Origin of the sequence: Streptomyces sp. NPDC048277, from assembly GCF_040652235.1 — a bacterium.
Classification (GTDB): domain Bacteria; phylum Actinomycetota; class Actinomycetes; order Streptomycetales; family Streptomycetaceae; genus Streptomyces.
This window is the reverse complement of sequence record NZ_JBEZLQ010000005.1, coordinates 182,844-208,653: the sequence shown is the minus strand read 5'-3', so window position 1 is coordinate 208,653 and position 25,810 is coordinate 182,844. Positions and strand designations below refer to the sequence as shown.

The 25,810-nt window shown below is 72.4% G+C and carries 22 protein-coding genes; 8 read left to right on the top strand and 14 right to left on the bottom strand.

All coding sequences use genetic code 11. The annotated features are described in order from the left end of the window. The first annotated feature begins 71 nt into the window (after positions 1–71). Positions 72–1,019 (top strand): FAD-dependent oxidoreductase, encoded by a 948-nt coding sequence (locus tag AB0D85_RS13760; protein ID WP_362318504.1) that lies wholly within the window; start codon positions 72–74, stop codon positions 1,017–1,019. 192 nt (positions 1,020–1,211) lie between these two features. Here AB0D85_RS13760 and AB0D85_RS13755 read toward each other — a convergent pair whose 3' ends face one another. Beyond that, positions 1,212–3,167 carry a Xaa-Pro dipeptidyl-peptidase gene (locus AB0D85_RS13755; RefSeq protein ID WP_362318501.1) on the bottom strand — a complete coding sequence of 652 codons (1,956 nt, stop codon included), beginning with the start codon at positions 3,165–3,167 and terminating at the stop codon, positions 1,212–1,214. Between the two features lie 238 nt (positions 3,168–3,405). On the opposite strand from AB0D85_RS13755, the gene AB0D85_RS13750 reads away from it, so the two are divergent. Continuing rightward, positions 3,406–4,875: a M1 family metallopeptidase gene (locus AB0D85_RS13750; RefSeq protein WP_362318498.1), complete on the top strand. Its 1,470-nt coding sequence runs from the start codon at positions 3,406–3,408 to the stop codon at positions 4,873–4,875. 69 nt (positions 4,876–4,944) lie between these two features. Here AB0D85_RS13750 and AB0D85_RS13745 read toward each other — a convergent pair whose 3' ends face one another. After that, a complete protein-coding gene (locus tag AB0D85_RS13745) occupies positions 4,945–5,436 on the bottom strand; it encodes a macro domain-containing protein (protein ID WP_362319247.1) in 492 nt (163 codons plus the stop codon). A gap of 51 nt (positions 5,437–5,487) precedes the next feature. Beyond that, positions 5,488–6,957, bottom strand: a complete 1,470-nt coding sequence (locus AB0D85_RS13740) for an amino acid permease (protein WP_362318495.1) — start codon at positions 6,955–6,957, stop codon at positions 5,488–5,490. Between the two features lie 264 nt (positions 6,958–7,221). Here AB0D85_RS13740 and AB0D85_RS13735 point away from each other — a divergent pair, with 264 nt between their 5' ends. Further along, complete coding sequence (locus AB0D85_RS13735; protein WP_362318493.1) at positions 7,222–7,947, top strand: MerR family transcriptional regulator; 726 nt, start codon at positions 7,222–7,224, stop codon at positions 7,945–7,947. Here AB0D85_RS13735 and AB0D85_RS13730 read toward each other — a convergent pair. Then, a complete protein-coding gene (locus AB0D85_RS13730; RefSeq protein ID WP_362318490.1) occupies positions 7,924–8,649 on the bottom strand; it encodes an SDR family NAD(P)-dependent oxidoreductase in 726 nt (241 codons plus the stop codon). The genes AB0D85_RS13735 and AB0D85_RS13730 overlap by 24 nt on opposite strands. 136 nt (positions 8,650–8,785) lie before the next feature. On the opposite strand from AB0D85_RS13730, the gene AB0D85_RS13725 reads away from it, so the two are divergent. From AB0D85_RS13725 to AB0D85_RS13715, 3 genes are read left to right on the top strand one after another with little or no spacing between them, the layout of a single operon-like run. Continuing rightward, positions 8,786–9,841, top strand: a complete 1,056-nt coding sequence (locus AB0D85_RS13725; RefSeq protein WP_362318487.1) for an ABC transporter permease — start codon at positions 8,786–8,788, stop codon at positions 9,839–9,841. A gap of 16 nt (positions 9,842–9,857) precedes the next feature. Further along, a complete protein-coding gene (locus AB0D85_RS13720) occupies positions 9,858–10,919 on the top strand; it encodes a sugar ABC transporter substrate-binding protein (protein ID WP_362318485.1) in 1,062 nt (353 codons plus the stop codon). Position 10,920: 1 nt separating this feature from the next. Continuing rightward, complete coding sequence (locus AB0D85_RS13715; protein WP_362318482.1) at positions 10,921–12,378, top strand: sugar ABC transporter ATP-binding protein; 1,458 nt, start codon at positions 10,921–10,923, stop codon at positions 12,376–12,378. A gap of 59 nt (positions 12,379–12,437) precedes the next feature. On the opposite strand, the gene AB0D85_RS13710 is transcribed toward AB0D85_RS13715, so the two are convergent. The 6 genes from AB0D85_RS13710 to AB0D85_RS13685 all read right to left on the bottom strand — a co-directional run bounded on the left by AB0D85_RS13710 (position 12,438) and on the right by AB0D85_RS13685 (position 20,616). Further along, a complete protein-coding gene (locus tag AB0D85_RS13710; RefSeq protein ID WP_362318480.1) occupies positions 12,438–13,178 on the bottom strand; it encodes an IclR family transcriptional regulator in 741 nt (246 codons plus the stop codon). 55 nt (positions 13,179–13,233) lie between these two features. After that, positions 13,234–14,856: a thiamine pyrophosphate-binding protein gene (locus AB0D85_RS13705; protein WP_362318477.1), complete on the bottom strand. Its 1,623-nt coding sequence runs from the start codon at positions 14,854–14,856 to the stop codon at positions 13,234–13,236. Positions 14,857–14,959: 103 nt separating this feature from the next. Continuing rightward, complete coding sequence (locus AB0D85_RS13700) at positions 14,960–17,137, bottom strand: 3-hydroxyacyl-CoA dehydrogenase NAD-binding domain-containing protein (protein WP_362318475.1); 2,178 nt, start codon at positions 17,135–17,137, stop codon at positions 14,960–14,962. A 40-nt stretch (positions 17,138–17,177) separates the two neighbouring features. Continuing rightward, positions 17,178–18,392: an acetyl-CoA C-acetyltransferase gene (locus tag AB0D85_RS13695; protein WP_362318473.1), complete on the bottom strand. Its 1,215-nt coding sequence runs from the start codon at positions 18,390–18,392 to the stop codon at positions 17,178–17,180. 59 nt (positions 18,393–18,451) lie between these two features. Next, positions 18,452–19,465, bottom strand: coding sequence for an LLM class F420-dependent oxidoreductase (locus tag AB0D85_RS13690; RefSeq protein WP_362318471.1), 1,014 nt, complete (start codon positions 19,463–19,465; stop codon positions 18,452–18,454). Further along, complete coding sequence (locus AB0D85_RS13685) at positions 19,465–20,616, bottom strand: CaiB/BaiF CoA-transferase family protein (RefSeq protein ID WP_362318468.1); 1,152 nt, start codon at positions 20,614–20,616, stop codon at positions 19,465–19,467. Before AB0D85_RS13685 ends, AB0D85_RS13690 begins: the two co-directional genes overlap by 1 nt. Positions 20,617–20,806: 190 nt before the next feature. Between AB0D85_RS13685 and AB0D85_RS13680 the strand changes: the two genes are divergently transcribed. Next, positions 20,807–21,985, top strand: a complete 1,179-nt coding sequence (locus AB0D85_RS13680; RefSeq protein ID WP_362318466.1) for a saccharopine dehydrogenase NADP-binding domain-containing protein — start codon at positions 20,807–20,809, stop codon at positions 21,983–21,985. Positions 21,986–22,104: 119 nt separating this feature from the next. Here AB0D85_RS13680 and AB0D85_RS13675 read toward each other — a convergent pair whose 3' ends face one another. From AB0D85_RS13675 to AB0D85_RS13665, 3 genes are all read right to left on the bottom strand, one after another. Next, positions 22,105–22,251 (bottom strand): hypothetical protein, encoded by a 147-nt coding sequence (locus tag AB0D85_RS13675; RefSeq protein ID WP_362318463.1) that lies wholly within the window; start codon positions 22,249–22,251, stop codon positions 22,105–22,107. Positions 22,252–22,311: 60 nt separating this feature from the next. Continuing rightward, the gene (locus AB0D85_RS13670; RefSeq protein ID WP_362318460.1) at positions 22,312–23,001 is read right to left on the bottom strand and encodes an endonuclease V; all 690 of its coding nucleotides are present in this window, start codon (positions 22,999–23,001) and stop codon (positions 22,312–22,314) included. Positions 23,002–23,121: 120 nt separating this feature from the next. Then, positions 23,122–24,168: an oxidoreductase gene (locus AB0D85_RS13665; protein WP_362318457.1), complete on the bottom strand. Its 1,047-nt coding sequence runs from the start codon at positions 24,166–24,168 to the stop codon at positions 23,122–23,124. Positions 24,169–24,426: 258 nt separating this feature from the next. Between AB0D85_RS13665 and AB0D85_RS13660 the strand changes: the two genes are divergently transcribed. Continuing rightward, positions 24,427–24,843 (top strand): SsgA family sporulation/cell division regulator, encoded by a 417-nt coding sequence (locus tag AB0D85_RS13660; RefSeq protein WP_362318455.1) that lies wholly within the window; start codon positions 24,427–24,429, stop codon positions 24,841–24,843. 89 nt (positions 24,844–24,932) lie between these two features. Here AB0D85_RS13660 and AB0D85_RS13655 read toward each other — a convergent pair whose 3' ends face one another. After that, positions 24,933–25,766 (bottom strand): isocitrate lyase/phosphoenolpyruvate mutase family protein, encoded by an 834-nt coding sequence (locus AB0D85_RS13655; RefSeq protein ID WP_362318452.1) that lies wholly within the window; start codon positions 25,764–25,766, stop codon positions 24,933–24,935. Between the last annotated feature and the right edge of the window lie 44 nt (positions 25,767–25,810).

The window sequence follows — 25,810 nt, the reverse complement described above, 5'->3', positions numbered from 1 at the left end:
GAGTATCCCCAGAGCGGGACGATCTGAGCGCTGCATGACATATTCCGCACATGTTCGGCTAGCGTCCCGGCATGGACCGTGAGCGGAGTGACGAGGTGATCGTGGTCGGCGCCGGGGTCGTCGGGCTGACCACGGCGGTGGTGCTGGCCGAGGCCGGACGGCGGGTGCGGGTGTGGGCGCGGGAGACCGGCGGGCGTACGACCTCGGCGGTCGCCGGCGCGCTGTGGTGGCCGTACCGCATCGAACCGGAGGCGCTGGTCGGGGAATGGGCGCTCACCTCCCTTGACGTGTACGGGGAGTTGGCGGCGCGGCCGGAGGAGACGGGCGTACGCCTGGTCGAGGGCGTACACGACGGGCTGCGGCTGGACGAGCTGGGTACGTGGGCGGCCCGGGTACCGGGGCTGGCCGAGACGGGCCAAGGTCTCGCGGCACGGCTGCCGTTGATCGACATGCCGGTCCATCTGGCCTGGCTGCGGGAGCGGTTGGGCAAGGCGGGCGGCACGGTGGAGGAACGGGTGGTGAGCGGGCTGGCCGAGGTGCCCTCGTCCGTCGTGGTCAACTGCAGCGGGCTCGGGGCTCGTTCCCTCGTTCCGGATCCGGCGGTGCGTCCGGTGCGCGGCCAGTTGGTCGTGGTGGAGAACCCCGGGATCGCCACCTGGTACACGTCCGCCGACGAGGGCGAGGGGGGTGCCTCCGCCTACTTCTTCCCGCAGCCCGGCGGGCTGCTGCTCGGGGGTACGGCGGAGGAGGACGCCTGGTCCCCGGAGCCGGATCCGGACATCGCGGCGGGGATCGTGGCGCGGTGTGCGGCGGTACGGCCCGAGATCGCCGGGGCGCGGGTGCTGGCACACCGGGTGGGGCTGCGGCCGTACCGGAGTGCGGTCCGGCTGGAGCGCGAACTCCGGCCGGACGGCGGGGTGCTGGTGCACAACTACGGGCACGGCGGGGCCGGGGTCACGGTGGCCTGGGGCTGCGCCCGGGAGGCGGCCGGGCTGGTGGCTCCGGGCCCGGCCGCCTGAGCGCTCCGCCGGACAGCCGCACATCACATACAGCCCCGCGCCCCGTCAGGGTGCTTGCGGACCGCAGGGGATTCGCCGGCCTGCTCAGGGCCGGCCGCCGACGGGCCGGACCGGGCGGCCTGCTCAGGGCCGGCCGCCTGCGGCCCGGACCGGGGGCCTGTCCGCCGGGTCCGGCCGGACAGGCCCCCGGGGTCAGCTCGCCGGGACGCGCTGGACGGTGCGCGGGGCGTGGACACCGGCCAGGGGGCTCGCCCCGGGGGCGGTCCAGGCGCTGCCGGAGGTGGCGCGGGCGAACGCGGCCGCGCCGCCGACCAGCGGGACCCTGGCCGCCGTACCGGACAGGTCCAGGGTGAGGGTCGGGGTGGTGGACGGCGGATCGATGAGGTCCTTGTCCGTGCCCGCGACGATCAGTGCCAGGCGGTGGCCCTTGGGCACGACGTGGTCGGTGGCGGCCAGGTCGAGGGTGATCGTGTAGGCCTTGCCCGGGGTGAGCGGGACGCCCTTGCCGGAGTCGGCGTAGTGGCCGAGGTCGGCCCAGCCGCGGCTGAACACCGTGTAGTCGACCGCCTTGGTCTTGGCCCGGGTCTTCTTGAAGCAGGCGCTGTCGCCCGCCGTGCTCTCGCCCCAGCAGGTGCGGTCGGTGAGGGTGGTGATGCCCTCGGCGTCGTCGGCGTAGTCACGGATGGTGTCCGGGCCGAGGTCGACCAGGACGGCGGTCAGGTGGGCCGTCGAGGTGGTGGGGGTGGCGGTGCCGGTGACCTTGGAGGAGCCGGACAGGCGCAGGTCGTGGGTGAGCGGCGCGGTGAGGAAGCCGGCCTTCGCCGATGTCGGGGTGGCGATCCCGGCGGCCCAGTCGGTCTCGCTCTGCTTGGGGTCGTCGGTGAAGGTCTCCGTGCCGTTGCCCGTGCGCAGGCCGAGGGTACCGACGCCGAGCCGGGTACCGGTGGCCGGGCGCAAGGTGGTGGTCCCCGTGCCGCGCGGCGGCCAGACGGAGGAGGTCACCCACTGGTCGGGGTGGCGTTCGATGTCGGCCGTCGGCTCGCGGTCGATGCCGTTGTCGTAGCCGAGGAGTTCGTGGTCGAACCAGCGGTGCAGGGTGTCGACCCAGGCGCCGCGCCGGTAGTCGAAGGGGTCGACATGGCCGGTCTGGGAAAGCCAGATCTTGCGCTCGACGCCGTGCTTGGCGAGGGCGTCCCACCACTGGCCGAAGTTCTTGGTGCGGACATTGAGGTCCTGCATGCCGTGCACGAGGAACACGCTGGCCCTCACCTTGGCGGCGTCCTTGACGTAGTTCCGCTCGGTCCACAGGCCGGTCCAGTCGCCGCTGCGCGGCGCGCCGTCGATCAGCTTCTGCTGTACGGCACCGCACTTGGCGGAGGCCGCGTCGCTCTCCACCGCGCCCGCCAGCCAGTCCGGTCCCGAGTCGTACAGCGGGGCGCCCTTGGCGAAGTAGTAGTCGTACCAGGAGGAGATCGCGCTGATCGGGACGATCGTCTTCAGGCCCTTCACCCCGGTGGCGGCTACGCCGTTGGCGATGGTGCCGTCCCAGCTCTTGCCGATCATGCCGGTTCTGCCGTTGGTCCAGGTCGCCTTGACGGTGGTGGTGCCGGTGCGGCTGCTGTACGCCTTGGCCCGCCCGTTCAGCCAGTCGATCACGGCCTTCGCGGACTGGATGTCGGAGCGTCCGCCGACGTCGACGCAGCCGTCGGAGCGGTTGGTGCCGGCCAGGTCGACGCCGACGAAGGCGTAGCCGCGGGGCACGAAGTAGTTGTCGTAGAACAGCGGCATCTGGACGATGTCGCCGTGTGCGTCATAGGTCTTGAGCTGGCTCTCGTTGCCGCGGCCGCAGCAGGAGTAGTAGGGGCTGGCGTCCATGATGACCGGCACCTTGCGGCCCTGCGCGGCGGGTTCGGCGGGCCGGACGATGTCGGCGGCGACCCGGTCGGTCTTCCCGTCGCCGTCGGAGTCGAGTCCGGTGTCCACCCATACGGCCTCGCGGATGGCGTGCGCGTAGGAGTAGACGGGCCGGCTCTCGCGCGGGGCGCCGGCGGCCTGGGCCGCGGCCGGGCTGAGGAAGGCGGCGATCAGGGCTGCGACGGCCGCGAGGGCGAACGGTCTCCAGGTCGTGAAGCGCGTGCGTTTCGGCATGCGGCGGACGCTACCCCGGTCAACTCCTGTGCAGAAGAGTGCATCTGAGGGACCGACAGGGCTGATTGCGGCCGAATGGCGATCGTGTGACAGCAGGTGCCGTGGACAGGCCAGGGGTCACAGGGACTGAATAGGCTGCGAACAGTTTCGTGCTCCATCGATCGTGCTCCATCGACTTGGCGTTCCCCGTCCCGTTGCGGCGGGGCGCGCCTCGGCCCCCTACCGATTTGGAGTTCTCGTGCACCGCAGCATCCTCGCGCCGGGCGCCCTCGCGGCGGCCTCGCTCCTGCTGGCGATCCCGGCATCGGCCGCGAGCTACAGCCCCGGCGCGCCCGGCATCGGCGACCCCTACTACCCGTACTACGGCAACGGCGGTTACGACGTCTCCCACTACGACCTCCGGTTGCAGTACCAGCCCGCGACCGACGAGCTGGCGGGTACGGCGACGATCCTGGCGCGGACCACGCAGGACCTGTCCAGCTTCGACCTGGACTTCCTGCTGGACGTCAGCGAGGTACGGGTCAACGGGACGAAGGCCGACTTCGCCACCTCCGGTCAGCACGAACTGGTGATCACGCCGAGGACCCCACTGGCGAAGGACACCCCGATCACCGTCGTCGTCCGCTACAGCGGGGTGCCGTCGACGAAGAGCGCGTACGGCTTCGACACATGGCACCGCACACCCGACGGGGCGGTCGCGGCGGACGAGCCCGAATCCGCCTGGTGGTGGTTCCCGAGCAACGACCACCCGCTGGACAAGGCGACGTACGACGTCTCGGTGGCCGTGCCCGACGGCACCCAGGTCATCTCCAACGGGCTGCTCCAGTCGACGAGTTCGAAGCTCGGCTGGACCCGCTGGAACTGGCGGCAGAACAAGCCCCAGGCGACCTATCTGGCCACACTGGCGGTCGGGAAGTTCGACATCACCACCAGTACGTCGGAGGGTGGAGTGCCGGTCGTCAACGCCTACAGCAAGGACCTCGGCGACAACGACGGGGCGGCTCGGGCCAGCGTGGAGCGGACGGGAGAGCTCGTCGACTGGCTGAGCGGCTACTTCGGCCCCTACCCCTTCAGCTCGGCCGGCGGGTACGTGCCCAACACCACCACCGGGTACGCGCTGGAGACGCAGACCCGCGTGTACTACAGCCCCAAGCAGTTCGCGAACGGCTCCAACACGTCGGTGGTCGTGCACGAGCTGGCCCACCAGTGGTACGGCGACGATGTCTCCCTCAAGGGCTGGAAGGACATCTGGCTCAACGAGGGGTTCGCGCGGTACACGCAGTGGCTGTGGTCCGAGCACGAGGGCGAGGGCACGACGCAGGAGCTCGCCGACTATGTGTACGCGTCGCATCCGGCCGACGATGCGTTCTGGACGGTGAAGCCGGGGGATCCGGGGCCGGACGACCAGTTCGACATCGCCGTGTACGACCGGGGGGCGCTGGCCGTGCAGGCGCTGCGGAACGCGGTGGGCGACGAGGCGTTCTTCGCGATTCTGAAGGGGTGGCCGAAGGAGCACGCGTATGGGAACGCTTCGGTGGGTGACTTCGAGGCGTATGCGGAGAAGGTGTCGGGGAAGTCGCTGGGGTCGTTGTTCGATGCGTGGCTGTTTGAGCCGACGAAACCGGCGGGGCCGGCGTTCAAGGCCGCGGTGGCTCCGGTCCAGCCGAAGTCCTGGAAGCAGATCGAGGCTACGAACTACGTGCACTAAGGGGTTGCCGGGTTCGGTCGTGTGGGGGCTGCGGGTCCGTTGGGGCTGGTCGCGCAGTTCCCCGCGCCCCTAAAGGGGCGCTTCCGTGCCGTAGTCGTAGACGGTGACCGGGATTTTCCTGGCCACCAGTCGGTTCTTTATCAGCGGCTCGATTCGCGACCATTTACCCCCGGCCAACCCGCAGCCTATGCGCGGCATGTGCACCGACGCGCCGAGTTCGATCGCCTCGTCGGCCAGCTTGCCCAGGGCCGTGTCTATCGCCTCGTAGCGGACCGGGACGCCCTTGCTGGCTGTCTTCGTACCCCGCTGGCCGATCATGTTGGCCACCCATATGTAGCGCTCCACGCGCACCAGCTGTGTCGCGCCCAGGGCGAAGTCGTTGTTCGCGCGGTCGCGGTGCCAGGCGCGGTACGCCTTCTCCGGCTCCGGCCAGCGGCGGGAGAGCGCCAGGACGAAGCCCTTTCCCCAGCCCCCCAGGTCGTTGCAGACATGGGCGATCACCTTGACGCCCTTGCCCGTCGGCGCGGTGGCGTCACCCCGGATGTACGTGATCTCCGAAATCTCCGACATGACGCCACCGTAGGCGATGCCACTGACAGTGGCGCCGACCTGCTACTTCGTGAGCTGTGACAGTTCCTTGTCGGCCGTCGCGGAGACCCGGCGGCGGACGCCGAACCAGCCGGCCACGAGCAGCACCGCGATCACCGGGATGAGCAGCAGGGTCTTGCGGCCGACCTCCGGGTCGTTCCACATCATGCCGAGGCAGACCAGCAGGAAGGCGACCGTGGCGATCTCGGTGTACGGGCTGAAGCGGAGGCGGAACGCGGGGCGCTCGACCAGGCCGGCCTTCGCGCGGCGGACGAAGACCAGGTGGCAGACCATGATGATCACCCAGGTGCTGATGATGCCGAGGGAGGCCACGTTCAGGACGATCTCGAAGGCCTGGCTGGGCACCAGGTAGTTCAGGCCGACGCCGAGCACACAGACCGCGCAGGTCAGCAGGATGCCGCCGTAGGGGACCTGGCTGCGGTTCATGCGGGCGGTGAACCTGGGGGCCGAGCCGGCCATGGCCATGGAGCGCAGGATGCGGCCCGTGGAGTACAGGCCGGAGTTGAGAGAGGACATGGCGGCGGTCAGGACGACCAGGTTCATCACGTCGCCGGCACCGGAGACGCCGATCTTGGAGAGGACCGTGACGAAGGGGCTCTCGTCGGCCGAGTAGACCGAGCCGGGCAGGAGCAGGGCCAGCAGGACGACCGAGCCGACGTAGAAGATGCCGACGCGCCACATGATCGAGTTCACCGCGCGCGGGACGACCTTCGCGGGCTCGGCGGTCTCGCCCGCCGCGACGCCGACCAGTTCCAGGGCCGCGTACGCGAAGATCACGCCCTGCATGACGAGGACGACCGGCATCAGGCCGTGCGGGAAGACGCCGCCGTGGTCGGTGATCGCGCTCAGGCCCGGGGTGTGGCCGTCGACCCTGTGCTGGGTGGCCAGCAGGAAGATGCCGACCAGCATGAAGCCGACCAGGGTGGCGACCTTGATGATCGCGAACCAGAACTCCATCTCGCCGAAGATCTTCACCGAGATGAGGTTCACCGCGAGGACCACGGCCAGGGCGATCAGCGCGAGCGTCCACTGCGGGACGCTGGTGAACATGGACCAGTAGTGCGTGTAGAGCGCGATCGCGGTGATGTCGGCGATCCCGGTGGTCGACCAGTTGAGGAAGTACATCCAGCCCGCGACGTACGCGCCCTTCTCGCCGAGGAACTCGCGCGCGTACGACACGAAGGAACCGGAGGAGGGGCGGTAGAGGACCAGTTCGCCGAGGGCCCGGACCACGAAGAAGGCGAAGACGCCGCAGACCAGGTAGGTGAGGGCGAGTGCCGGGCCGGCGTTGTGGAGGCGTCCGCCGGCTCCCAGGAAGAGTCCGGTGCCGATCGCGCCGCCGATGGCGATCATGTTGACGTGGCGGGCCTTGAGGTCCTTGCTGTAGCCGGCGTCGCCCGCGTCCGCGGGCGCCTGGGCCGCGTCGGTCCGGGTGGCGACGGCCTGTGCCGTGTTGACGGCGTCCTTGCTCACAGGTGGTTCCACTCTCTGGTGCGCCCGAGCGGGTCGCGCTCGGGTGTCCGGACGTACTCGGTCGGCGCGCTCGGTGGTGGGCACAGACCAAGGCCCCACCTTCCCCCGGACAGCGGGGCGCAGGCGATGGCATAGATCACAGAGCGGAACTTCTCACAAGGTCACGATCATGACGTTCGGGCGAACATCAGCCGAACAAATACTCACGCGTCTCGCGTGGGCCCCAGGTGTCACAACACCGGTGTGACAGCGATACTGCTGCACATGACGACCGACACCGACAGTGATCCCGGGGAGCCGGCGCTCACGATCGACGAGCTGGCCGCGCGGGCCGGCACCACGGTCCGCACGGTCCGGTTCTACGGCACCAAGGGGCTGCTCCCGCCGCCGGTGATCGGTGCGCGCCGGGTGGGCCACTACGGGCGGGAGCACCTGGCCCGGCTGGCGCTGATCGAGGAGCTCCAGCACCAGGGCATGACGCTGGCGGCGATCGAGCGCTACCTGAACCGGTTGCCGCCCGGCCTCAGCCACCACGACCTGGCCGTCCACCGGGCCGTGGTCGCCTCCTGGGCGCCGGACACCGAGGAGACGGTGACGGCCGAGGAGCTGCGGCGACGGGCCGGACGGCCGCTGGCCGCGGAGGACGTCGAGCGGCTCGTCGCCATGGATGTCGTACGGCCCGACGGCGAGACCTACCGCATCGATCCGGGGCTGCTGCGGCTCGCCGTGGAGCTCCTGGACGTTCCGCTGTCGGAGAAGGCGATCCTGGCCGCGCGCACGGTGCTGATCGAGCACTCGCGCGCCGCCGCCCACGAGCTGTCGCAGCTGTTCCGGGCCGAGGTGGCGGAGCGGGCCGAGAAGGACGTGAAGTCCCTGTCCGCGCACATGCAGCCCCTGATCGTGCAGGCGCTGCTGACGGCCTTCCAGCGGTCGCTCAGGGCGGAGGTCCACCAGTGGCTTCCGGAGTCAGAGGAAGGCCGACCCTCCTGACACGTTGAGCGTCTGCCCGGTCAGGAAACCGCTGCCCTCGTCCACCACGTAGAGGAGCGTCGAGACCAGGTCGGACGTCTCCTGGGTGCGCGGCACGACCTGCTGGGAGCGGACGTGCTCGAACCCGCCGTCCGCGCCGACCGTGCGCTCGGCGGTCGCGGTGCGCACCATGCTGGGCGCGATCGCGTTGACCGTGATGTCGTACGGCCCGAGGGCCCCGGCCAGCGCACGGGTGAAGCCGATCAGGCCGGTCTTCGAGGCGACGTACGGGACCATGTCGGGCGGCGCGGTGAACACGGCCGCCGAGGCGATGTTGACGATGCGGCCCCACCCGCTCGCCTTGAGATGGGGCAGCGCGGCCCGGGTGACCAGGAACGGCGCCTCCAGGTTGACGCGCATGACCCGCCGCCAGTCCTCGGCGGTCGTCTCCTCGAAGGGGCGGGCCGGGTAGACGCCCGCGTTGTTGACGACGACGTGCAGGGTGCCGAACGCGTCGATCACGTGCCGCAGTGCCGCCCGTACCTGCTCCTCGTCGGTGACGTCGGCGACGAGTTCCAGATAGTCCAGGACCTTCCCCGCGGTCTCCGTCTGCGGGACCAGGTCGAGGCCGGCGACCCGGTAGCCGCGCCCCGCGAGCGCGATGGCGAACTCCTGTCCGAGCCCCTGTGCCGCTCCGGTCACCAGTGCGGTCCGCGTCTGCATGGGGCGAGTGTGATGACCCGTCGGCGCGGAGGGCAAGACCGTGTTCCACTCGCCGGAACGGGCCGGTTGCCGTGCGGGGCCGGGGGATCGACGCTGCGGGGCGACCCCAGCGCCAGCCGTACGGGAGCCGTGCCCGATGACCGAGAGCGAGCGTGCCGTGGACGACGCCGAGCGCGCCCGTGGACAGGGCGGCGGGCCGCGCCGACGTCCTCCCCCAGTGCTTGACGCCTGGGGGTGCCCCCATCCGCGCCGGCTGGTCCGGGACGAGCTGGGCGTGCTGCTCGTGCTGGGGTTGCTCGTCGCCGCGATCGGCATCCCGTACCCGGACTTCCTGAGCAGCGGGAACCTGCTGTCCACCGCGCACAACTCGGTCTACATCTCGCTGATGGCGTGCGGCATGGTGTTCGCGCTGTCGATGCGCGAGGTCGACCTGTCGGTGGGCGGGACGTACGCGATGGTCCTGGTGGTCGGGGCGCTGCTGGTGCGGGCCGGGGTCGAGGCGTGGCTCGCGGTGCCGGTGATGCTGGTGACCGGGGCGGTGCTGGGGGTGTTCAACGCGCTGGTGACCACGCTGCTCGCGCTGCCTTCGTTCATCGTGACGCTGGGCACGCTGATGCTGTACCGGGGGGTCGGGCTGGCGCTTGCGGACGGCAAGCAGATCACCGATCTGCCGCTGGACGACTCGTTCTTCACGTTCGCGGGCGGCGATCCGGGCGGGGTGCCGTTCGCGCTGTGGGTGCTGCTGGTGGTGGCCGTGGTGCTCGCCGTGGTGCTCTCGCGGACGCGGTTCGGGGCGCGGGTGCGGGCGATCGGCTCCAACCCGGACGCGGCCGAGTTCAGCGGTATCCCGGTCGTGCGCACCCGGATCGAGGCCCTGGCGCTGTCCGGCCTGACCACGGCGTGCGCGGCCGCGCTGGCCCTCGCCTTCTACGGCGCCGGCGACCCGACGCTCGGCCAGGGCTACGAACTCCAGGCCATCGCCGCCTGCATCATCGGCGGCACCCCGCTGGCCGGCGGGCGGGGTTCGGTGGTCGGCGCGGTGGCCGGGGCGATGATCCTGTCGGTCGTGGCGGCCGGCCTTGTGTTCTTCGAAGTACCCATCAACTGGACGTCGTTCGCGACCGGCGGGGTCATCCTCGTCGCGGTCGCGGCGGACAGCGCGCTGCGCCGCACGGGGCGCCGACGCAAGTGACGTATTGGAGGCCGTGATGCACCCCCGATTCCGTACGGTGTCCGCCGCGCTCGGCGCGCTGCTGCTGCTCGGCGCGGCCGGCTGCGGCAGCAGCGGCCCCGGCAAGGGCGACAGGCTGAACATGGGCATCGCGGTCGCCAACATCTCGCTCAACTTCGCCCACGAGATGGTGCTCGGCGCGCAGAGTGCCGCGAGCCACGCGGGCAAGGTCGACTTCCAGGCGGTGGGGCCGCCGAACACGGACGGTCCGGCCGAGGCCCAGCTCTTCCAGAACCTGACCACCCGCGCCAAGGACGGCATCGTCCTGGAGAACCTGGACCCGCCGATCTTCACCCGCCCCGCGGCCCGGGCCGTCGACCAGGGCATCCCGGTGGTCGCCCTGGACACCTCGCCCACCGACGGCAGCAAGGTGAACTTCTATGTGGGCAACGACAATTACGCCCTCGGTGAGCTGATGGCGAAGGAGGCGCTGAAGCGGCTCGGCGCCGACCCGAAGGGGGAGATCGTCATCGGGGTGCCGAACCCGGGCACGCCCGTGCTGGACAACCGGGCCAAGGGGATCTCCGACACCTTCGCGAAGGAGGCGCCGGGCGTCAAGGTCCTCGGCCCCTTCCAGACGTACAGCGATCCCGGTCAGAACTACAGCTCCTGGTCGGCGCAGGTCAACGCGCATCCGGACGCGCTCGCCTTCCTGGGCGTCGGGGACGCCGACAGCTACAACCTCGCCAAGATCAAGAAGGCGGAGCACGGAAAGTGGCTGACGGCCGGCTTCGACGTCGACCCGAAGACGCTGGAGGCGGTCAAGGACGGTTCGAACTTCGTCACCATCGACCCGCAGCACTTCCTCAAGGGCTACCTCTCCACGGCGATGCTGATCGAGGCGGTCCGCGACAAGGGCGGGAAACTGCCCCAGGGTTGGTTCCTCTCCCCCGGCGCGGTGGTCGACTCCTCCGACATCGACGCGATCATCGCCCGGCAGAAGTCGGCGACGGCGGCGTACGACTGGTACAAGCCGACGATCGACAAGCTGCTCGGCGACGAACAGGCCAACCTCAAACCGCTGAAGGACGCGCGCTGAGATGACCGACGTCCTGGTGGCCGGGGATCTCGTCAAGTCCTACGGCGGAGTAAGGGCGTTGGACGGCGCGTCGATCACGCTGCGCACCGGCGAGGTGCACGCCCTGGTCGGCGAGAACGGCGCCGGCAAGTCGACGCTGGTACGCATCCTGTCGGGGACGCTGGCGGCGGACGCGGGAGCGGTGCGGTCGGCCGACGGCACCCGGATCGCCGTCGTCTCCCAGGAGTTGAGCCTGTTCCCCGATCTCACCGTGCGGGAGAACCTCTTCCCGAACGGCGAGCTGCGCCGGTTCGGGCTCGTCGACCGGAGCGCGATGGACCGGGCCGCCGGACCGGTCCTGGCCGAGCTGGGACTGGACGTCGACCTCGGCGCCCGCCTCGCCGGACTCCCCCTCGCGGACCGGCAGTTGACGGAGATCGCCCGGGCGCTGCTGCGCAGCCCCCGCCTCCTGGTCCTGGACGAACCGACGTCCGCGCTGCCGGCGGAGGCGGTGGACCGCCTGGAACGCGTCCTGCGCACGCTCACCGCCCGGGGCATCGCGGTCCTCTATGTCACCCACTTCCTGGACGAGGTGATGCGGTTCGCCCAGCGGGTGACGGTACTGCGGGACGGCAGGGTGGCGCTGGCGGGCGTACGCCGGGCCGAGGTGGACGTGCCGGAGCTGGTGGCGGCGATGCTGGGCGGCGGCGGTCAGGGACAGCCGGTGCGCCGGGCCCGGGCGGTGGCCGAGGGACCGGCACCGGTGGTGCTGTCCGGGGTGAGCGTGCCGGGCCGGCTGGCGGATGTGACGTTGCGGGTGCGGGCGGGCGAGGTCGTCGGGGTCGCGGGGCTGCAAGGGGCGGGTCATCTGGACGCGTTGGAGGTGGTGTGCGGTCGTACCGCCGTGTCGGCGGGCCGGGTCGACATCGGCGGCCGGGGGCTGCCGCGCTCCCTGCGGGAGGCGGTCCGCTCGGGGGTCGCCTTCGTGCCCAGCGACCGCAAGCGCTACGGGCTGATGACGGACCGGACGGTGTGGGAGAACACGACGTCGGTGACCTGGCTGGCCCTGGGCCGGGACGGGGTGCTGCCGGCGCGCGCCGAACTGGTGCGCCGTACGGCCGACCTGACCGGGCGGCTGCGGCTGCGCGGTGGGCCGTACGACGTGGTGGCGCGGCTGTCCGGCGGCAACCAGCAGAAGGTCGTCTTCGCCAAGTGGCTGGCCACCGACCCGAAGATCGTCGTCCTGGACGATCCGACGCGCGGTGTCGACATCGGCGTACGGGCCGAGATGCACCGTATCGTCGGCGAGTTGGCGGCGGGCGGCGCGGCCGTGCTGCTCGCCTCGACCGACCTCGCGGAGCTGACGGAGGTGTGCGACCGGGTGCTGGTGTTCGTGCGCGGGCGGATCGCCGGGGAGCTGTCCGGGGAAGGGCTGACGGAGCGGGGACTGGCGGTGGCGATGCAGCAGGGCTCGGGCTGACGGATTCCGGGAGCACCTGCGGGAGCACCCGCGCCGCCTGCGCCGCCTGCGCGGCCTCCTCAGGCCGACAGTTTCCGGGTGAGTGCGCGTGCCGCCGCGCAGACCGAGGCGCCGACCCGGTCCACGTCGAGGCGCCGGGTCCCGCCGGTCACGGAGAGCGCGGCGACCGGGCGGGAGCCGCGGCCGAGCGCGTACACGGGTGCCGCGACCGCCGAGATGCCCACCTCCGCCTCCTCCAGGTTGACGCCGTAGCCGCGGGCCCGGGTGAGGGCGAGGTCGCGGGCCAGCTGTCCCGGCAGCACCAGGGTGCGCGGGGTCAGCCGGGGCAGGGTGCGGTGCGGCGGGCTGGGGTCCTGGGCGAGGAAGACCTTGCCGGTGGCGGTGCAGTGGGCGGGCAGCCGGCCGCCGCTGCGGGAGACGATCGGGGTGGCGCGCCGGCTGGTGATCTTCTCCAGGAAGAGGGTGTCGGACCCGTCCGGCACGGCCAGGTGGACGTTCTCCCGGGTCGCCTCGTGCAGATCGCCCAGGTACGGCAGCGCCGCGTCCCGCAGCTCCCGCACGGTCGGCGCCGACTGCCCCAGCACGAACAGGGCGAGCGCGAGCCGGTAACTCCCCTCGGCGGTCCGCTCGACCAGGCCCAGTCGCACCAGCTCCCCGACCATCCGGTGCACGGTGGGTTTGGGCAGGCCGCTGCGCTGGGCGAGTTCGGCGAGCGGGAGCGCGGTCCCGGCGTCACCGCAGGCGCGCAGGAGGAGGGCGCCGCGGGCGAGTACGGACTTCGGAGGCTGGCGGTCCGACATGCAGCGATGGTCGTCTCGGTGGGGGCGGCACGACAAGGTGTGCGGCAGAAGGAGTTCATGGGCGCAGGGGCACGTCCACCAGAAGCGGCGCGCGCAGCTCTCCCGCTCCGGCCACCAGTTCGCGCAGATGATCGGCGCTGCGGGCCCGTACCGCGTCCACCCCGAAGAATCCCGCCGCCCGGGTGAAGTCCAGTTCGCCCAGCTCCGTCCCCGGGCAGGTGCCCTTGCCTCCCATCGACGCGTAGGTGTCCTGGAGCGTGCGGTAGACCCCGTTGCCTATGACGACGAACAGCACCGGTACCGACTCGCGGGCCGCGCTCCACAGCCCCTGGAGGCCGAAGAGGGTGCAGCCGTCGCCGAGGACCGCCACCACGGGCCGGCCGGGCTCGGCGAGGGCGCGGCCGACGGCTGCTCCGATGCCCCAGCCCAGGCCGCCGCCCACGGCGTGGGTGTAGCTGCCGGGGCGTTCGAGGCGGACGAGCCGGCGCAGCAGGAGGCCGACGGTGATGGCCTCCTCGACCACCACGGCGCCCTGGGGCAGCCCGTCGGCGACCGCGTGGGCGGCGGCCCAGGGGGCCAGAGGTGCGGCGGAGTAGGCGGCGCGGGCGGCGGACTCGGCGTCCGCCCGTTCGGCGGTGTGCCGCTCGCCCGCCTCCCTGGTCCGGGACGCCGCGAGGGGCACCCGGTCGCGCAGGAGGTCGGCCAGCCGGTGGAGGGACGGGGCCGGCGCGCCGACCAGGCCCACGTCGGCAGGGAAGTTGCGGCCGATCTCGTCCGCGTCGGAGTCGAGTTGGAGGACCGTGAGCCCGGGTGGCAGGGCGGGGCCGGGGCTGTAGTGGTGCGGGGTGAAGGCGTGGGCGCCCGCGACGAGGACGGTGTCGTAGCGGGCGAGGGTCTCCCGGATGACGTCGTGGCGGGGCGGGAGCATCCCCGCGTACAGGGGGTGGGTGGTCGGGAAGTCCAGGCAGTCGGCCATCGGCTGGTGGTGGACCGGGGCGCCGCATGCCTCGGCCACCCGGATCAGTTCGGCGAGCGCGTTCTCCCGGCCGACTCCGTCCCCGGCCACGATTCCGGGCCGGGCCGCGGCGGCCAGCAGCGCGGCCGCGCGGTCCAGCCCGGCTGCGGGGCCGAGGACCGGCGGCACCGTGCGGGCCGGGACCTCGACCTCCGTGTCCTCCGTCAGCAGGTCCATCGGGACGGACAGGAACACCGGGCCCGCGGGCGGCCGTACGGCGAGGGCGAAGGCGCGGCGCAGGGCCAGCGGGAGGTCGCGGGCGTGCTGGATGTCGTGGGCCGCCTTGACGGCGGGGCGGGCGAGGCCGACCAGGTCGCCGGAGAGCATGGGGTCCTGCTGGAGGTGGCGGCGGTCCTGCTGGCCCGCCGTGACCACCAGCGGGGTGCGGGAGCGGCGGGCGTTGAGGAGGCCGATCAGGCCGTTGGCGAGGCCCGCGGCGATGTGCAGGCTGACGAAGGCGGGGCGGCCGGTGCCGCGGGCGTAGCCGTCGGCCATCGAGACGACCGCGCCCTCGTGCACGCCGGGGACGTACTCGGGGGCGTCGGCGGCCTCCGACAGGGCCGCCAGGAACGGCAGTTCGGTCGTGCCCGGGTTGCCGAAGACCCGGTCCACGCCCTCGCCGCGCAGGATCTCCAGCAGGGCGAGGGCGGGACGGTATCCCATGGGGGCTCCTAGGGGGAGGCGGGACCGGTGACCGGCTCGGTCAGCGTCCGGTTCCGCCTCCCCCGGGAGCAAGCCCGGCGTGTCGCTCAGCGACACACACGCGTCAGCGGCCGTCGGTGAAGGTCTCCCCCTTCTCCGCCTTCTCGACCAGCAGCGCGGGCGGGGTGAACCGCTCGCCGTAGGTCTCCGCGAGTTCACGCGCGCGTGCCACGAAGCCCGGCACGCCCCCCTCGTAGCCGTTGATGTACTGGAGCACACCGCCGGTCCAGCCGGGGAAGCCGATGCCGAAGATCGATCCGATGTTGGCGTCGGCGACCGAGGTCAGGACCCCCTCCTCCAGGAGGCGGACGGTGTCGAGCGCCTCGGAGAAGAGCATGCGCTCCTGCATGTCCCGGAACGGAATCCGGCGGCCCGGCTCGGTGAAGTGCTCGCGCAGCCCCGGCCACAGACCGGCGCGCTTGCCGTCCTCGGCGTAGTCGTAGAAGCCCGCTCCGCCGCTGCGCCCGGGCCGCCCGAACTCGTCGACCATGCGGTCGATGACCGCTTCGGCCGGGTGCGCGGTCCAGGTGCCGCCGGCCTCCTCGACGGCCAGCCGGGACTCCCGGCGGATCTTCTGGGGCAGGGTGAGGGTCAGCTCGTCCATCAGGGAGAGCACCTTGGCCGGGTAGCCGGCCTGGGCCGCCGCCTGCTCGACGGAGGCGGGCTCGATGCCCTCGCCGACCATGGCGACGCCCTCGTTGATGAAGTGGCCGATCACCCGGGAGGTGAAGAAGCCGCGCGAGTCGTTGACGACGATCGGCGTCTTGTTGATCTGCCGGACCAGGTCGAAGGCGCGGGCGAGGGCGTCGTCGCCGGTGCGCTCGCCCTTGATGATCTCGACGAGCGGCATCTTGTCGACGGGCGAGAAGAAGTGCAGGCCGATGAAGTCGCTCTGCCGCTCGACGCCCTCGGCGAGGGCCGTGATGGGCAGGGTGGAGGTGTTGGAGCAGAGCAGCGCGTCGGGGGCGACGACGGACTCGATCTCCTGGAAGACCTTGTGCTTGAGGGCGGTGTCCTCGAAGACGGCCTCGATGACCGCGTCACAGCCGGCGAGGTCCTGCGGGTCCCCGGTGGGCGTGATGCGGGCGAGCAGCGCGTCCGCCTTCTCCTGGCTGGTGCGGCCCTTCGCGACGGCCTTGGCGCACAGCTTCTCGGAGTAGCCCTTGCCCTTCCGCGCGGCCTCGGCCGAGACGTCCTTGAGGACGACGTCGATGCCCGCGCGGGCGCACGAGTAGGCGATGCCGGCGCCCATCATGCCCGCGCCGAGGACGGCGACCCTGGTGACCTTGCGGGGCTCGACGCCCTGGGGGCGGTTGGCGCCGGAGTTGACGGCCTGGAGGTCGAAGAAGAACGCCTGGATCATGTTCTTGGAGATCTGCCCGGCGGCCAGTTCGACGAAGTAGCGGGCCTCGATGACCTGGGCGGTCTCGAAGTCGACCTGGCTGCCCTCGACGGCGGCGGCGAGGATACGGCGCGGCGCCGGGTAGGGGGCGTTGTTGGTCTGCTTGCGCAGGGACGCCGGGAACGCGGGCAGGTTGGCCGCGAACTTGGGGTTGGCGGGCGTGCCGCCGGGGATCCGGTAGCCGGGCTTGTCCCAGGGCTGCTGGGACTCGGGGTTGGCGTCGATGAAGGCGCGGGCCTTGGCCAGCAGGTCCTCCGGCGACTCGGCCACCTCGTGGATCAGGCCGTTCTGCAGCGCGCGCGTGGCGTTGTACTGGGTGCCCTGGAGGAGGACCTTCAGCAGCGCGTCGGCGATGCCGAGCAGGCGTACGGTGCGGACGACTCCGCCGCCGCCCGGGAGCAGGCCGAGGGTGACCTCGGGGCAGCCGATCTTGGTGCCGGGGGTGTCGAGGGCGACGCGATGGTGGCAGGCGAGGGCGAGTTCGAAGCCGCCGCCGAGGGCCGCGCCGTTGATGGCGGCGACGACCGGCTTGCCGAGGGTCTCGATGCGGCGCAGGCTGCGCTTGATCGCGAGGCCGCCGTCGAAGAGGTCCTGGGCGGTCTCGGGGGTGACCCGGATGAGGTCGCGCAGGTCGCCGCCGGCGAAGAAGGTCTTCTTGGCGGAGGTGAAGACGACGCCCCGGATCGAGTCCTTCTCGGCTTCCAGGCGGTCGGCGATCGCGGCGATCGACGCGACGAAGGCCGCGTTCATGGTGTTGGCGGACTGGTCGGGGTCGTCGAGGACGAGGGTGACGACACCGGTGTCGTCCTGTTCCCAGCGGATGGTGGTGCTCTCGGTCATGGCTCGTGTCTCCGTGAAGTCTCTTGGTTCCGCGGGGATTTCAGACGCGCTCGACGATGGTGGCGATGCCCATGCCGCCGCCCACGCAGAGGGTGGCGAGGCCGTAGCGCTTGTCCTGGCGCTCCAGTTCGTCGACGAGCGAGCCGAGGATCATCGCGCCGGTGGCGCCGAGCGGGTGGCCGAGCGCGATGGCGCCGCCGTTGACGTTTACCTTGTCCAGGGACAGGCCCATGTCCTTCACGAAGCGCAGCACGACCGCCGCGAACGCCTCGTTGATCTCGACGAGGTCGATGTCGTCGATGCTGAGGCCTGCCTTGGCGAGGGCCTTGCGGGTGGCGGGCGCGGGGCCGGTGAGCATGATGGTCGGCTCGGAGCCGGAGACGGCGGCCGAGACGATCCGCGCGCGCGGGGTGAGGCCGTAGCGCTCGCCGATCTCCTTGGTGCCGATGGCGACCAGGGAGGCGCCGTCGACGATGCCGGAGGAGTTGCCCGCGTGGTGGACGTGGTCGATCTGCTCGACCCAGTGGTACTTCTGCAGGGCGACCGCGTCGAAACCGCCCAGTTCGCCGATGTCGGCGAAGGAGGGCTTGAGCTTGGCGAGGGAGTCGGCGGTGGTGCCGGGCCGCAGGTGCTCGTCGTGGTCGAGGACGACGAGGCCCGCGCGGTCCTTCACGGGGACCACGGAGCGCTCGAAGCGGCCCTCCTTCCAGGCGGTCGCCGCGCGCTCCTGGGAGAGCGCCGCGTACTCGTCGACGTCCCGGCGGGAGAAGCCCTCGATGGTGGCGATCAGGTCGGCGCCGATGCCCTGCGGCACGAAGTTGACGGCGAGGTTGGTCATCGGGTCGTTGAACCAGGCGCCGCCGTCGGAGGCCATCGGCACCCGGGACATGGACTCGACGCCACCGGCGAGGACCAGGTCCTCGAAGCCGGAACGGACCTTGGCCGCGGCCATGTTGACGGCTTCCAGGCCGGACGCACAGAAGCGGTTCTCCTGGACGCCGGCCACCGTGTCGGGCAGTCCGGCGGCGATCGCGGCGATCCGCGCGATGTCGGAGCCCTGGTCGCCGACCGGGCCGACGACGCCGAGCACGACGTCGTCGATCGCGGCCGGGTCGAGGTCCGGGAAGCGGTCGCGGATCTCGTGGATGAGACCGACGACGAGGTCGATGGGCTTCGTGCCGTGCAGGGCGCCGTTCGCCTTGCCGCGGCCGCGCGGGGTGCGGATCGCGTCGTACACGTACGCTTCGGTGCTCACTGACAAGCCTTTCAACGAGGGTTTTGTGCGCGGTGGGGGCAGAGCCGGTTCCTGCCGGCTCAGAGCCAGTTCTTGACGGTCTCGACCAGACGGGCCGGGTCCGGGCCGACGGGGGCGATGTCGAGCATGGTCACGCCCGCCTCGCGATAGGCCTCGATGCGGTCGCGGACATAGCCCTCGGGGCCGCACAGGGATATGAGCTCGCAGAACTCGTCCGGTACGGCCGCCTCGGCCTCCTTCTTGCGGCCGGCGAGGTACAGCTCCTGGATGAGCCGGGCCTCCTTCTCGTAGCCGTAGGCGACGGCGAGGTCGTTGTAGAAGTTCTTGCCGGGTGCCCCCATGCCGCCGACGTACAGGGCGATCTTGGGGCGGACCAGGTCGCGGGCGGCGGCCGCGTCCGGGCCGATGGCGAGCGGGCCGCCGGCGACGACCTGGAGCGGTCCGAGGGCCGGGTCGCGGCGGGCGGCGCCCTCCGCCAGGGGCGTGCCCCAGACCTGGTGGGCCTTCTCGGGGACGAACAGGGTGGGCAGCCAGCCGTCGGCGATCTCGGCGGTCATCCGGACGTTGGCCGGGCCCAGCGAGGCGACGTAGAGCGGGACCGCGGGGCGCACCGGCCTGCTGAGGATCTTCAGGGGCTTGCCGAGGCCACCGGGGCGGGGCATGTCGGTGATGCCGTGGTGGTCGATGACCTCGCGGCGCAGGATGCGCCGGGTGAGCTCGACGGTCTCGCGGGTCCGGCCGAGGGGCCGGTCGTACGCCTTCCCGTGCCAGCCCTCGACCACCTGCGGGCCGGAGGCGCCCAGCCCGATGATCGCGCGGCCGCCGGAGACCGCGTCGAGGCCGGCGGCCGTCTGGGCGATCAGGGCGGGGGTGCGGGAGTAGACGTTGAGGATCGCGGAGCCGATCTTCATGCGCTCGGTGCGGGCGGCCAGGTAGCCCATGATCGTGGGCGAGTCGAAGCCGTAGGCCTCCGCGACCCAGACCGCGTCGAGGCCCGCCGACTCCAGTGCGGCCGCCTGGTCCGCGGCCGTGCGCGGGTCGCCGGCGTAGTCGAGGAAGGTGGAGAGCTCCATCAGGTGGCGTCCTTGTCGTGGTCGTCGAGGAGTGCCGGTACGTCCCAGTCGCGGGCCACTCCGGTGGTGTCGGCGCCCGGCCGGGCGGGGGCGCTGCGGACCGTGGTGGGGGTCGCGGAGAAGCGGGGGGCGGGGGCCGGCTGGGTGATGCCGCCGTGGTCGGTGAAGGTGCCGCGGGCTGCCAGATGGGGGTGGTGCGGGGCCTCGCGGAGGGACAGCACGGGGGCCACGCAGGCGTCGGAGCCCTCGAAGACGGCCGTCCACTCGTCGCGGGTGCGGGCCTTGAAGCGGGCGGCGACCCGCTCCCGCAGCTCGCCCCAGCGGGTCCAGTCCTTGCGGGCGTCCGCCAGGTCGTCCAGGCCGCCCAGCAGCCGGAGGAACTCGGCGTAGAACTGCGGCTCCAGGGCGCCGACCGCCATGTGCCCGCCGTCGGCGGTCTCGTAGGTGCCGTAGTACGGGCAGCCGCCGTCCAGCAGGTTGGCGGCGCGCCGGTCCTGCCAGCCGCCCGCGGCCACCATGCCGTGGATCATCGCGGCGAGGTGGGAGGTGCCGTCCACGATGGCGGCGTCCACGACCTGGCCGGTGCCGGTCTCGCGCGCGTGGTGCAGCGCGGCCAGGACGCCGACGACGAGGTAGAGGGAGCCGCCCGCGTAGTCGCCGAGCAGGTTGGCGGGGACCGCCGGGGGCTCGTCGGGGCGGCCGATCATGCCGAGGGTGCCGGTGAGGGCGATGTAGGCGATGTCGTGGCCCGCGCGGTGGGCCAGCGGGCCCTCCTGGCCCCAGCCGGTCATCCGGCCGTAGACCAGGCGGGGGTTGCGGGCGTCGCAGTCCCGCGGACCGACACCGAGGCGCTCGGCGACGCCGGGGCGGTAGCCCTCGATCAGGATGTCGGCGCGCTCGGCGAGGTCGAGGACGCGGGCGGGGCCGTCCGGGGACTTGAGGTCGACGAGCACCGAGCGCTTGTTGCGGTTGGTGACGTCGTACGCCGGGTCGATCGCGAGTCCCTGGCCGCCGGGCCGGTCGACGCGGACGACGTCGGCGCCCAGGTCGGCGAGGAGCATGGCGGCGAACGGGCCCGGTCCGATGCCGGCCAGTTCGAGCACGCGCACACCGGAGAGCGGGCCGTGTCCTGGCGTCCCTGCCGTGGTCATGCCGCCCCCAGTCATGTGACACAACTGATGTAACACCGATGATGCTAAGAACACGTTCCACTGGGCACAAGGGTCTGTGGGCAAGTGGCGAGCAAGCGCTTAGTCAAGATACCCGGTGGGGGTGCGTCCGCACTCCTCACGCTAACCTCGGCCACCGACAACGGCGCGGGTTGCACCACCGAGAGGTGTCATGAGCAGGCTGAAAACGACGGACCGTCCGTACGACATCGTGCTTTTCGGAGCCACCGGCTTCGTCGGCGAACTCACCGCCGAGTACCTGGCCGCGCACGCCCCCGAGGGCCTGCGCTGGGCTGTCGCGGCTCGGGACGAGCGCAAGCTGGAGGCGCTGCGCGAGCGGCTGCCGGGCGGCACGGACGTCGGCCTGCTGCGCGCCGACGTCGCGGAGCCCGCCACGGTCCGCGCCCTCGCCGAGCACGCGCGCGTGGTGGCCACCACGGTCGGCCCCTACGGCCGTTACGGCGCCGACCTGGTCGCGGCCTGCGCGGACACCGGGGCGGACTATCTGGACCTGTGCGGCGAGCCCGAGTTCGTGGACCTGATGTACGTCCGGCACGACGCACGCGCGCGTGAGACGGGCGCCCGCCTGGTGCACGCCTGCGGCTTCGACTCGGTACCGCACGACCTGGGCGCGTACTTCACCGTCCGTCAGCTGCCGGAGGGCGTGCCGCTGACCGTGGACGGGTTCGTGACCGCCGACGCGACCTTCTCCGGCGGCACCTTCGCCTCGGCGCTGGACCAGTTCGCGCGCCCCCGGCAGCTGCTCGCCGCCGCCCGGGACCGGGCCCGGCACGAGCCCCGGCTGGTGAGCCGCCGGGCGAGCGCACCGGCCGGCGCCCCGCGTTTCGCGCCGGAGGTCGGCGCCTGGGCGCTGCCGCTGCCCACCATCGACGCGCAGATCGTGTGCCGGTCCGCGAAGGCCCTGGACCGCTACGGCCCCGACTTCCGTTACCGGCACTACGCGGCCGTCAGGAACCTGCCGGTGGTGCTCGGCGGGGTCGCGGCCGTCGGCGCGGTCGCGGCGGCCGCCCAGGTGCCGCCCGCCCGGCGCTGGCTGTCGGACCGGCTCAAGCCCGGGGACGGGCCGAGCGCGGAGAAGCGGGCCCGCAGCTGGTTCACGGTCCGGTTCGTCGGCGAGGGCGGCGGACGCCGCGTGTTCACGGAGGTCTCGGGCGGCGATCCCGGCTACGGCGAGACGGCGAAGATGTTCGCCGAGGCCGCCCTGTCCCTGGCCTTCGACGACCTGCCGCCGACGGCAGGCCAGGTCACCACCGCGCAGGCGATGGGCGACGCGCTGACCGAGCGGCTGCGCGCGGCCGGGATCGGGTTCCGGGTGGCGTCGACGCGCTGAGCGCTCCGCCGGTGGTGCCGCGATACGCCGTCGATCGTCTGCGGCGGCGTCGTGGCCGGTCGCGCAGTTCCCCGCGCCCCCCTTCGGGGCGCTACCGATTCAGGGCGCTGCCAAGTCCCCTAGGACTGCCACTGGAGCACGGTGTAGACCATCCCGGCCACCCAGCCCGAACCTGCCAGCACGGCGAGGACCAGCGCGGCGGTCATGGCCCGCTCGACGGGCTGGGCGGGGCCGGCAACGGACTCGGGGGCGCGGTGTGTCGTCATGCGGCCAGCCTGCCGCCGGACTGTAACAGCGGCATCCGTACTCGTACTCAGAATCGCTACTCAGGCCAAGGCTTCACTCAGTGCCCTGCGGCACAGCGCGTCCGCGCGGCGGGTGGTCTCCGGCAGGCGGTACTTCGGGGTGAGCGCGAGCGTGTGGGCGCAGGCGTTGTCCAGGCTCACCCGGTGGCCGACGGAGACGAAGACCGGTTTGACGGCGTCCCGGGTGCGCAGGGCGCGGCCGACCTCCTCGGTGCCGGCGAGCAGCGGTGCGTGGCTGCCGCGCGGGGCGTCCGGGTCGTCGTACGCGAAGGTGAAGGGGTTCTTGGCGACGCCGATGGTGGGCAGGCCGGTGAGGACGCCCAGGTGGCTGGCGAGGCCGAAGCGGCGCGGGTGGGCGAGGCCGTAGCCGTCGCAGACGACCAGGCCCGGCGGGCAGGGCAGGGCGTCCAGGGCGGCCCGTACGGTCGGGATCTCGCGGAAGGCGAGCAGGCCCGGCACGTACGGGAAGGAGACCCGGCCGACGGCGGTCGCCTCGGCGACGACCTCCAGGGTCGCCGCGTCCAGTACGACGGCCGCCGCCGCGACCAGGTCCCGCTCGTCGTCGTAGGCCACGTCGACGCCCGTGACATGCCCGCTGCCGGGCGCCGGACCCGGCTCGTCGAGCACGACCCGCCCCCGCAGCTCGTCCTGCACGGCCAGGGCCTGTTCCTCGGTCGCGGGCCAGCCCGCGGGTACGCATACGGTCGTCATGGTGGCCACGAGCGTACGGCGCTCCACGCGCGCGTGCCGTGCGGGTCAGCTCTTCCCTTGATGCCGCGTGGCATGGCCACCGCTCCCTCCGTGGGTGCGCGGCCACCGGGTACCCGCGCGTCAGCTCTCCAGGCGTGCCGCCCGCCCCTGCTCGCCGGCCGCCCAGCAGCTCAGGTCCGGTGTGCAGGCCACGGTGTCGTACGAGCCGGTGTCGACGGTCCGCCAGGTGCGGCCGCCGTCGGTGGTCAGGTCGGTGCCGGTGGGGCCGACGGCGAGGGCGGTGGTGCGGCTGTGCGGGAGCCAGGCGGCGCCGGAGCGGTAGGCGGGCGGTGGTGTGGTGGCGGGCTGCCAGCTGTGGCCGCCGTCGGGGGTGACCGCGGCCGCCCGCGGGGAGGGCTGGTCGGCACGGTAGTCGCCGCCGACGGCGAGGCCGTGGGTGCGGTCGCGGAAGGCGAGGGCGAAGACACCCTTGGCCGGGTCGCCCGCCGGGATCGGCGTGTCGGCGGCGGTCCAGGTGCGGCCGCGGTCGGTCGAGTGCAGCACGCGCGCGTGCGCGCCGCCGCCGGTGGCCAGCCACGCGTCCTTCGGCCCGGAGGTGACCAGGCACTGGCCGCTCGCCGCGAAGCCCGCCTCGCCGTCCAGGGCGGCCGACATGCCCGCGTTCGGCAGCACGCGCCAGGAGCGGCCGCCGTCGCTGGTGGACAGGATGCGGAACTTCCCCTCGACCGGGTCGCTCATGGCGAGGCCGTGGCGGCGGTCGAAGAAGGCCATGCAGTCGTAGAACGCGGCGGGGTCGGTGTTGCGGAAGGACTCGGTCCAGGTCGCCCCGCCGTCGTCGGTGCGGTAGACCCGGGACGCCTCGCCCTCGCCGATCGCCAGCACCACCGCGCGGCGCGCGTCGAACGCCTCGACGTCCCGGAACTGCAGGTCGCCCGCGCCCGGCGGAGAGACGTTCCGCCAGCTCGTCCCGCCGTCCGTGGTGCGCAGCACGGTGCCGGCGGTACCGGCCAGCCAGGCGGTGTCGCGGTCGACGGCGGCCAGGCCGCGGAAGCGCACGTCCGGCGTGCCGGTGTCCCTGAGTGCCCAGTGCGGTGCCCGCGTCGCGGCCTGCGCGGAGCCGACGGTCAGCTCGGCCAGCGCCGCCCCGCACGCCACCCCCACGGCCACCACGCGGCTCGTACGTCCCGTTCGTCCTGCCCGTCGCGTGCTCCCCAAGCGCCTCATGGCGCGCGAAGCTAGCCCACTCCCCCGGTGACGTCCAGAGGGCCCGGCAGCCCCGCCGGAGGTAAGCCCATGGTGTGAATACGCCCGGTGACACAGGTCACCCGCGCATCATGTGCACGGATCGGCCACTTCGGTCGTCTCTTCCAGTGCCAGGTCTCACCCGCCCGGAAATTCGTACCACCGTCACAAGGGAGCAAGGCGTTGTCCACCGTCATCGAGCAGCCCGTAGAGGCCCGCCTGGTCGCGGCGTCGCCGCGCATGCCGAGCATTCCCGCCACCCTGCGATACGACCGCGAGGACCCGTTCGCCGTCCGTATGACCTTCCCGGCCCCGGCCACCCTGGAGGGCGTCGACGTCTGCTGGACGTTCTCCCGTGAACTGCTCGAGGCAGGCCTGCACGCGCCGGAGGGCAACGGCGACGTCCGGGTGCGGCCGTACGGCTACGACCGGACCGTGCTGGAGTTCCACGCCCCCGAGGGCACCGCCGTCATCCATGTGCTCACCGGCGAGATCCGCCGGTTCCTGGAGGCGACCGGTGATCTGGTGCCCACCGGTCTCGAACACCTCCAGCTGGATCTGGATCACGATCTGACGGAGCTCATGCGCGACGCGTGCTAGGCGCTCCGCTGGATGGGCGGGGTCATGTCGTCGCTCGTCTGCGGCGTCGTCGTGGCTGGTCGCGCAGTTCCCCGCGCCCCTTCAGGGCGCTATCGCACCGCCATCAAATCGTTCAGTTGCCCGTAGTCGAAGCCGTCCGTCAGCGTGGCGTACGTGCCCGCGCCCAGTAGCTCCCGTGCGGCGCGGCGGGTCAGGGCGTGGGCGGCCTGGGCGATGGCCGAGCCGATGCTCACCCGGGCCACGCCCAGCGAGGCCAGCTCGGCGACCGGCGGTGCGCCAGGGCCTGCCATCACGTTCAGCGGTGCGTCGATCCCCTCGACGAGGAGTCCGACCGTCTTCGGGTCGACGGCCCCGGGGACGAAGATCCCGTCGGCACCGGCGGCGAGGAAGGCGGCGGCCCGCTCCAGTGTGCGGTCCACTCCCCCAGCACCCCTCAGGAACGTGTCGATCCGGACGTTGACGAAGAGCGGCACCCCCGTGGCGTCGGCGGCCTCACGGGCGGCGGCGATCCGGTCGGCCTGCTCGGCGACGGGGCGCAGCGGTCCCGCTCCGGGCTCGTACAGCGCGTCCTCGATGTTCACCCCGACCGCGCCCGCCGCGATCACCGCGCGCACCGTGTCGGCGACGGCCTCCGGGTCCTTGCCGTAGCCCGTCTCGACGTCCGCGCTCACCGGCACCTCGACCGCTGCGGCCAGGCGCGCGACGGCGCCGAGTGCCCGGTCGCGGTCCAGCCGGTCCCCGTCCGCCGCGCCGAGCGCCCAGGCGAGGCCCGCGCTGGTGGTCGCGACGGCGGCGGCGCCCGCGTCCTCGACGATGCGGGCGCTGGTGACGTCCCAGGCGTTCGGCAGGACGAGCGGGGTGCCGGGGACATGCAGGGCGCGGAAGGCGAGGGCACGGTCGCGAAGGGTGCTGCGGTTCGTCATGGCCACGACTCAACCAGCCGGCGGGGGGTGGGCGCTGGCAGGAA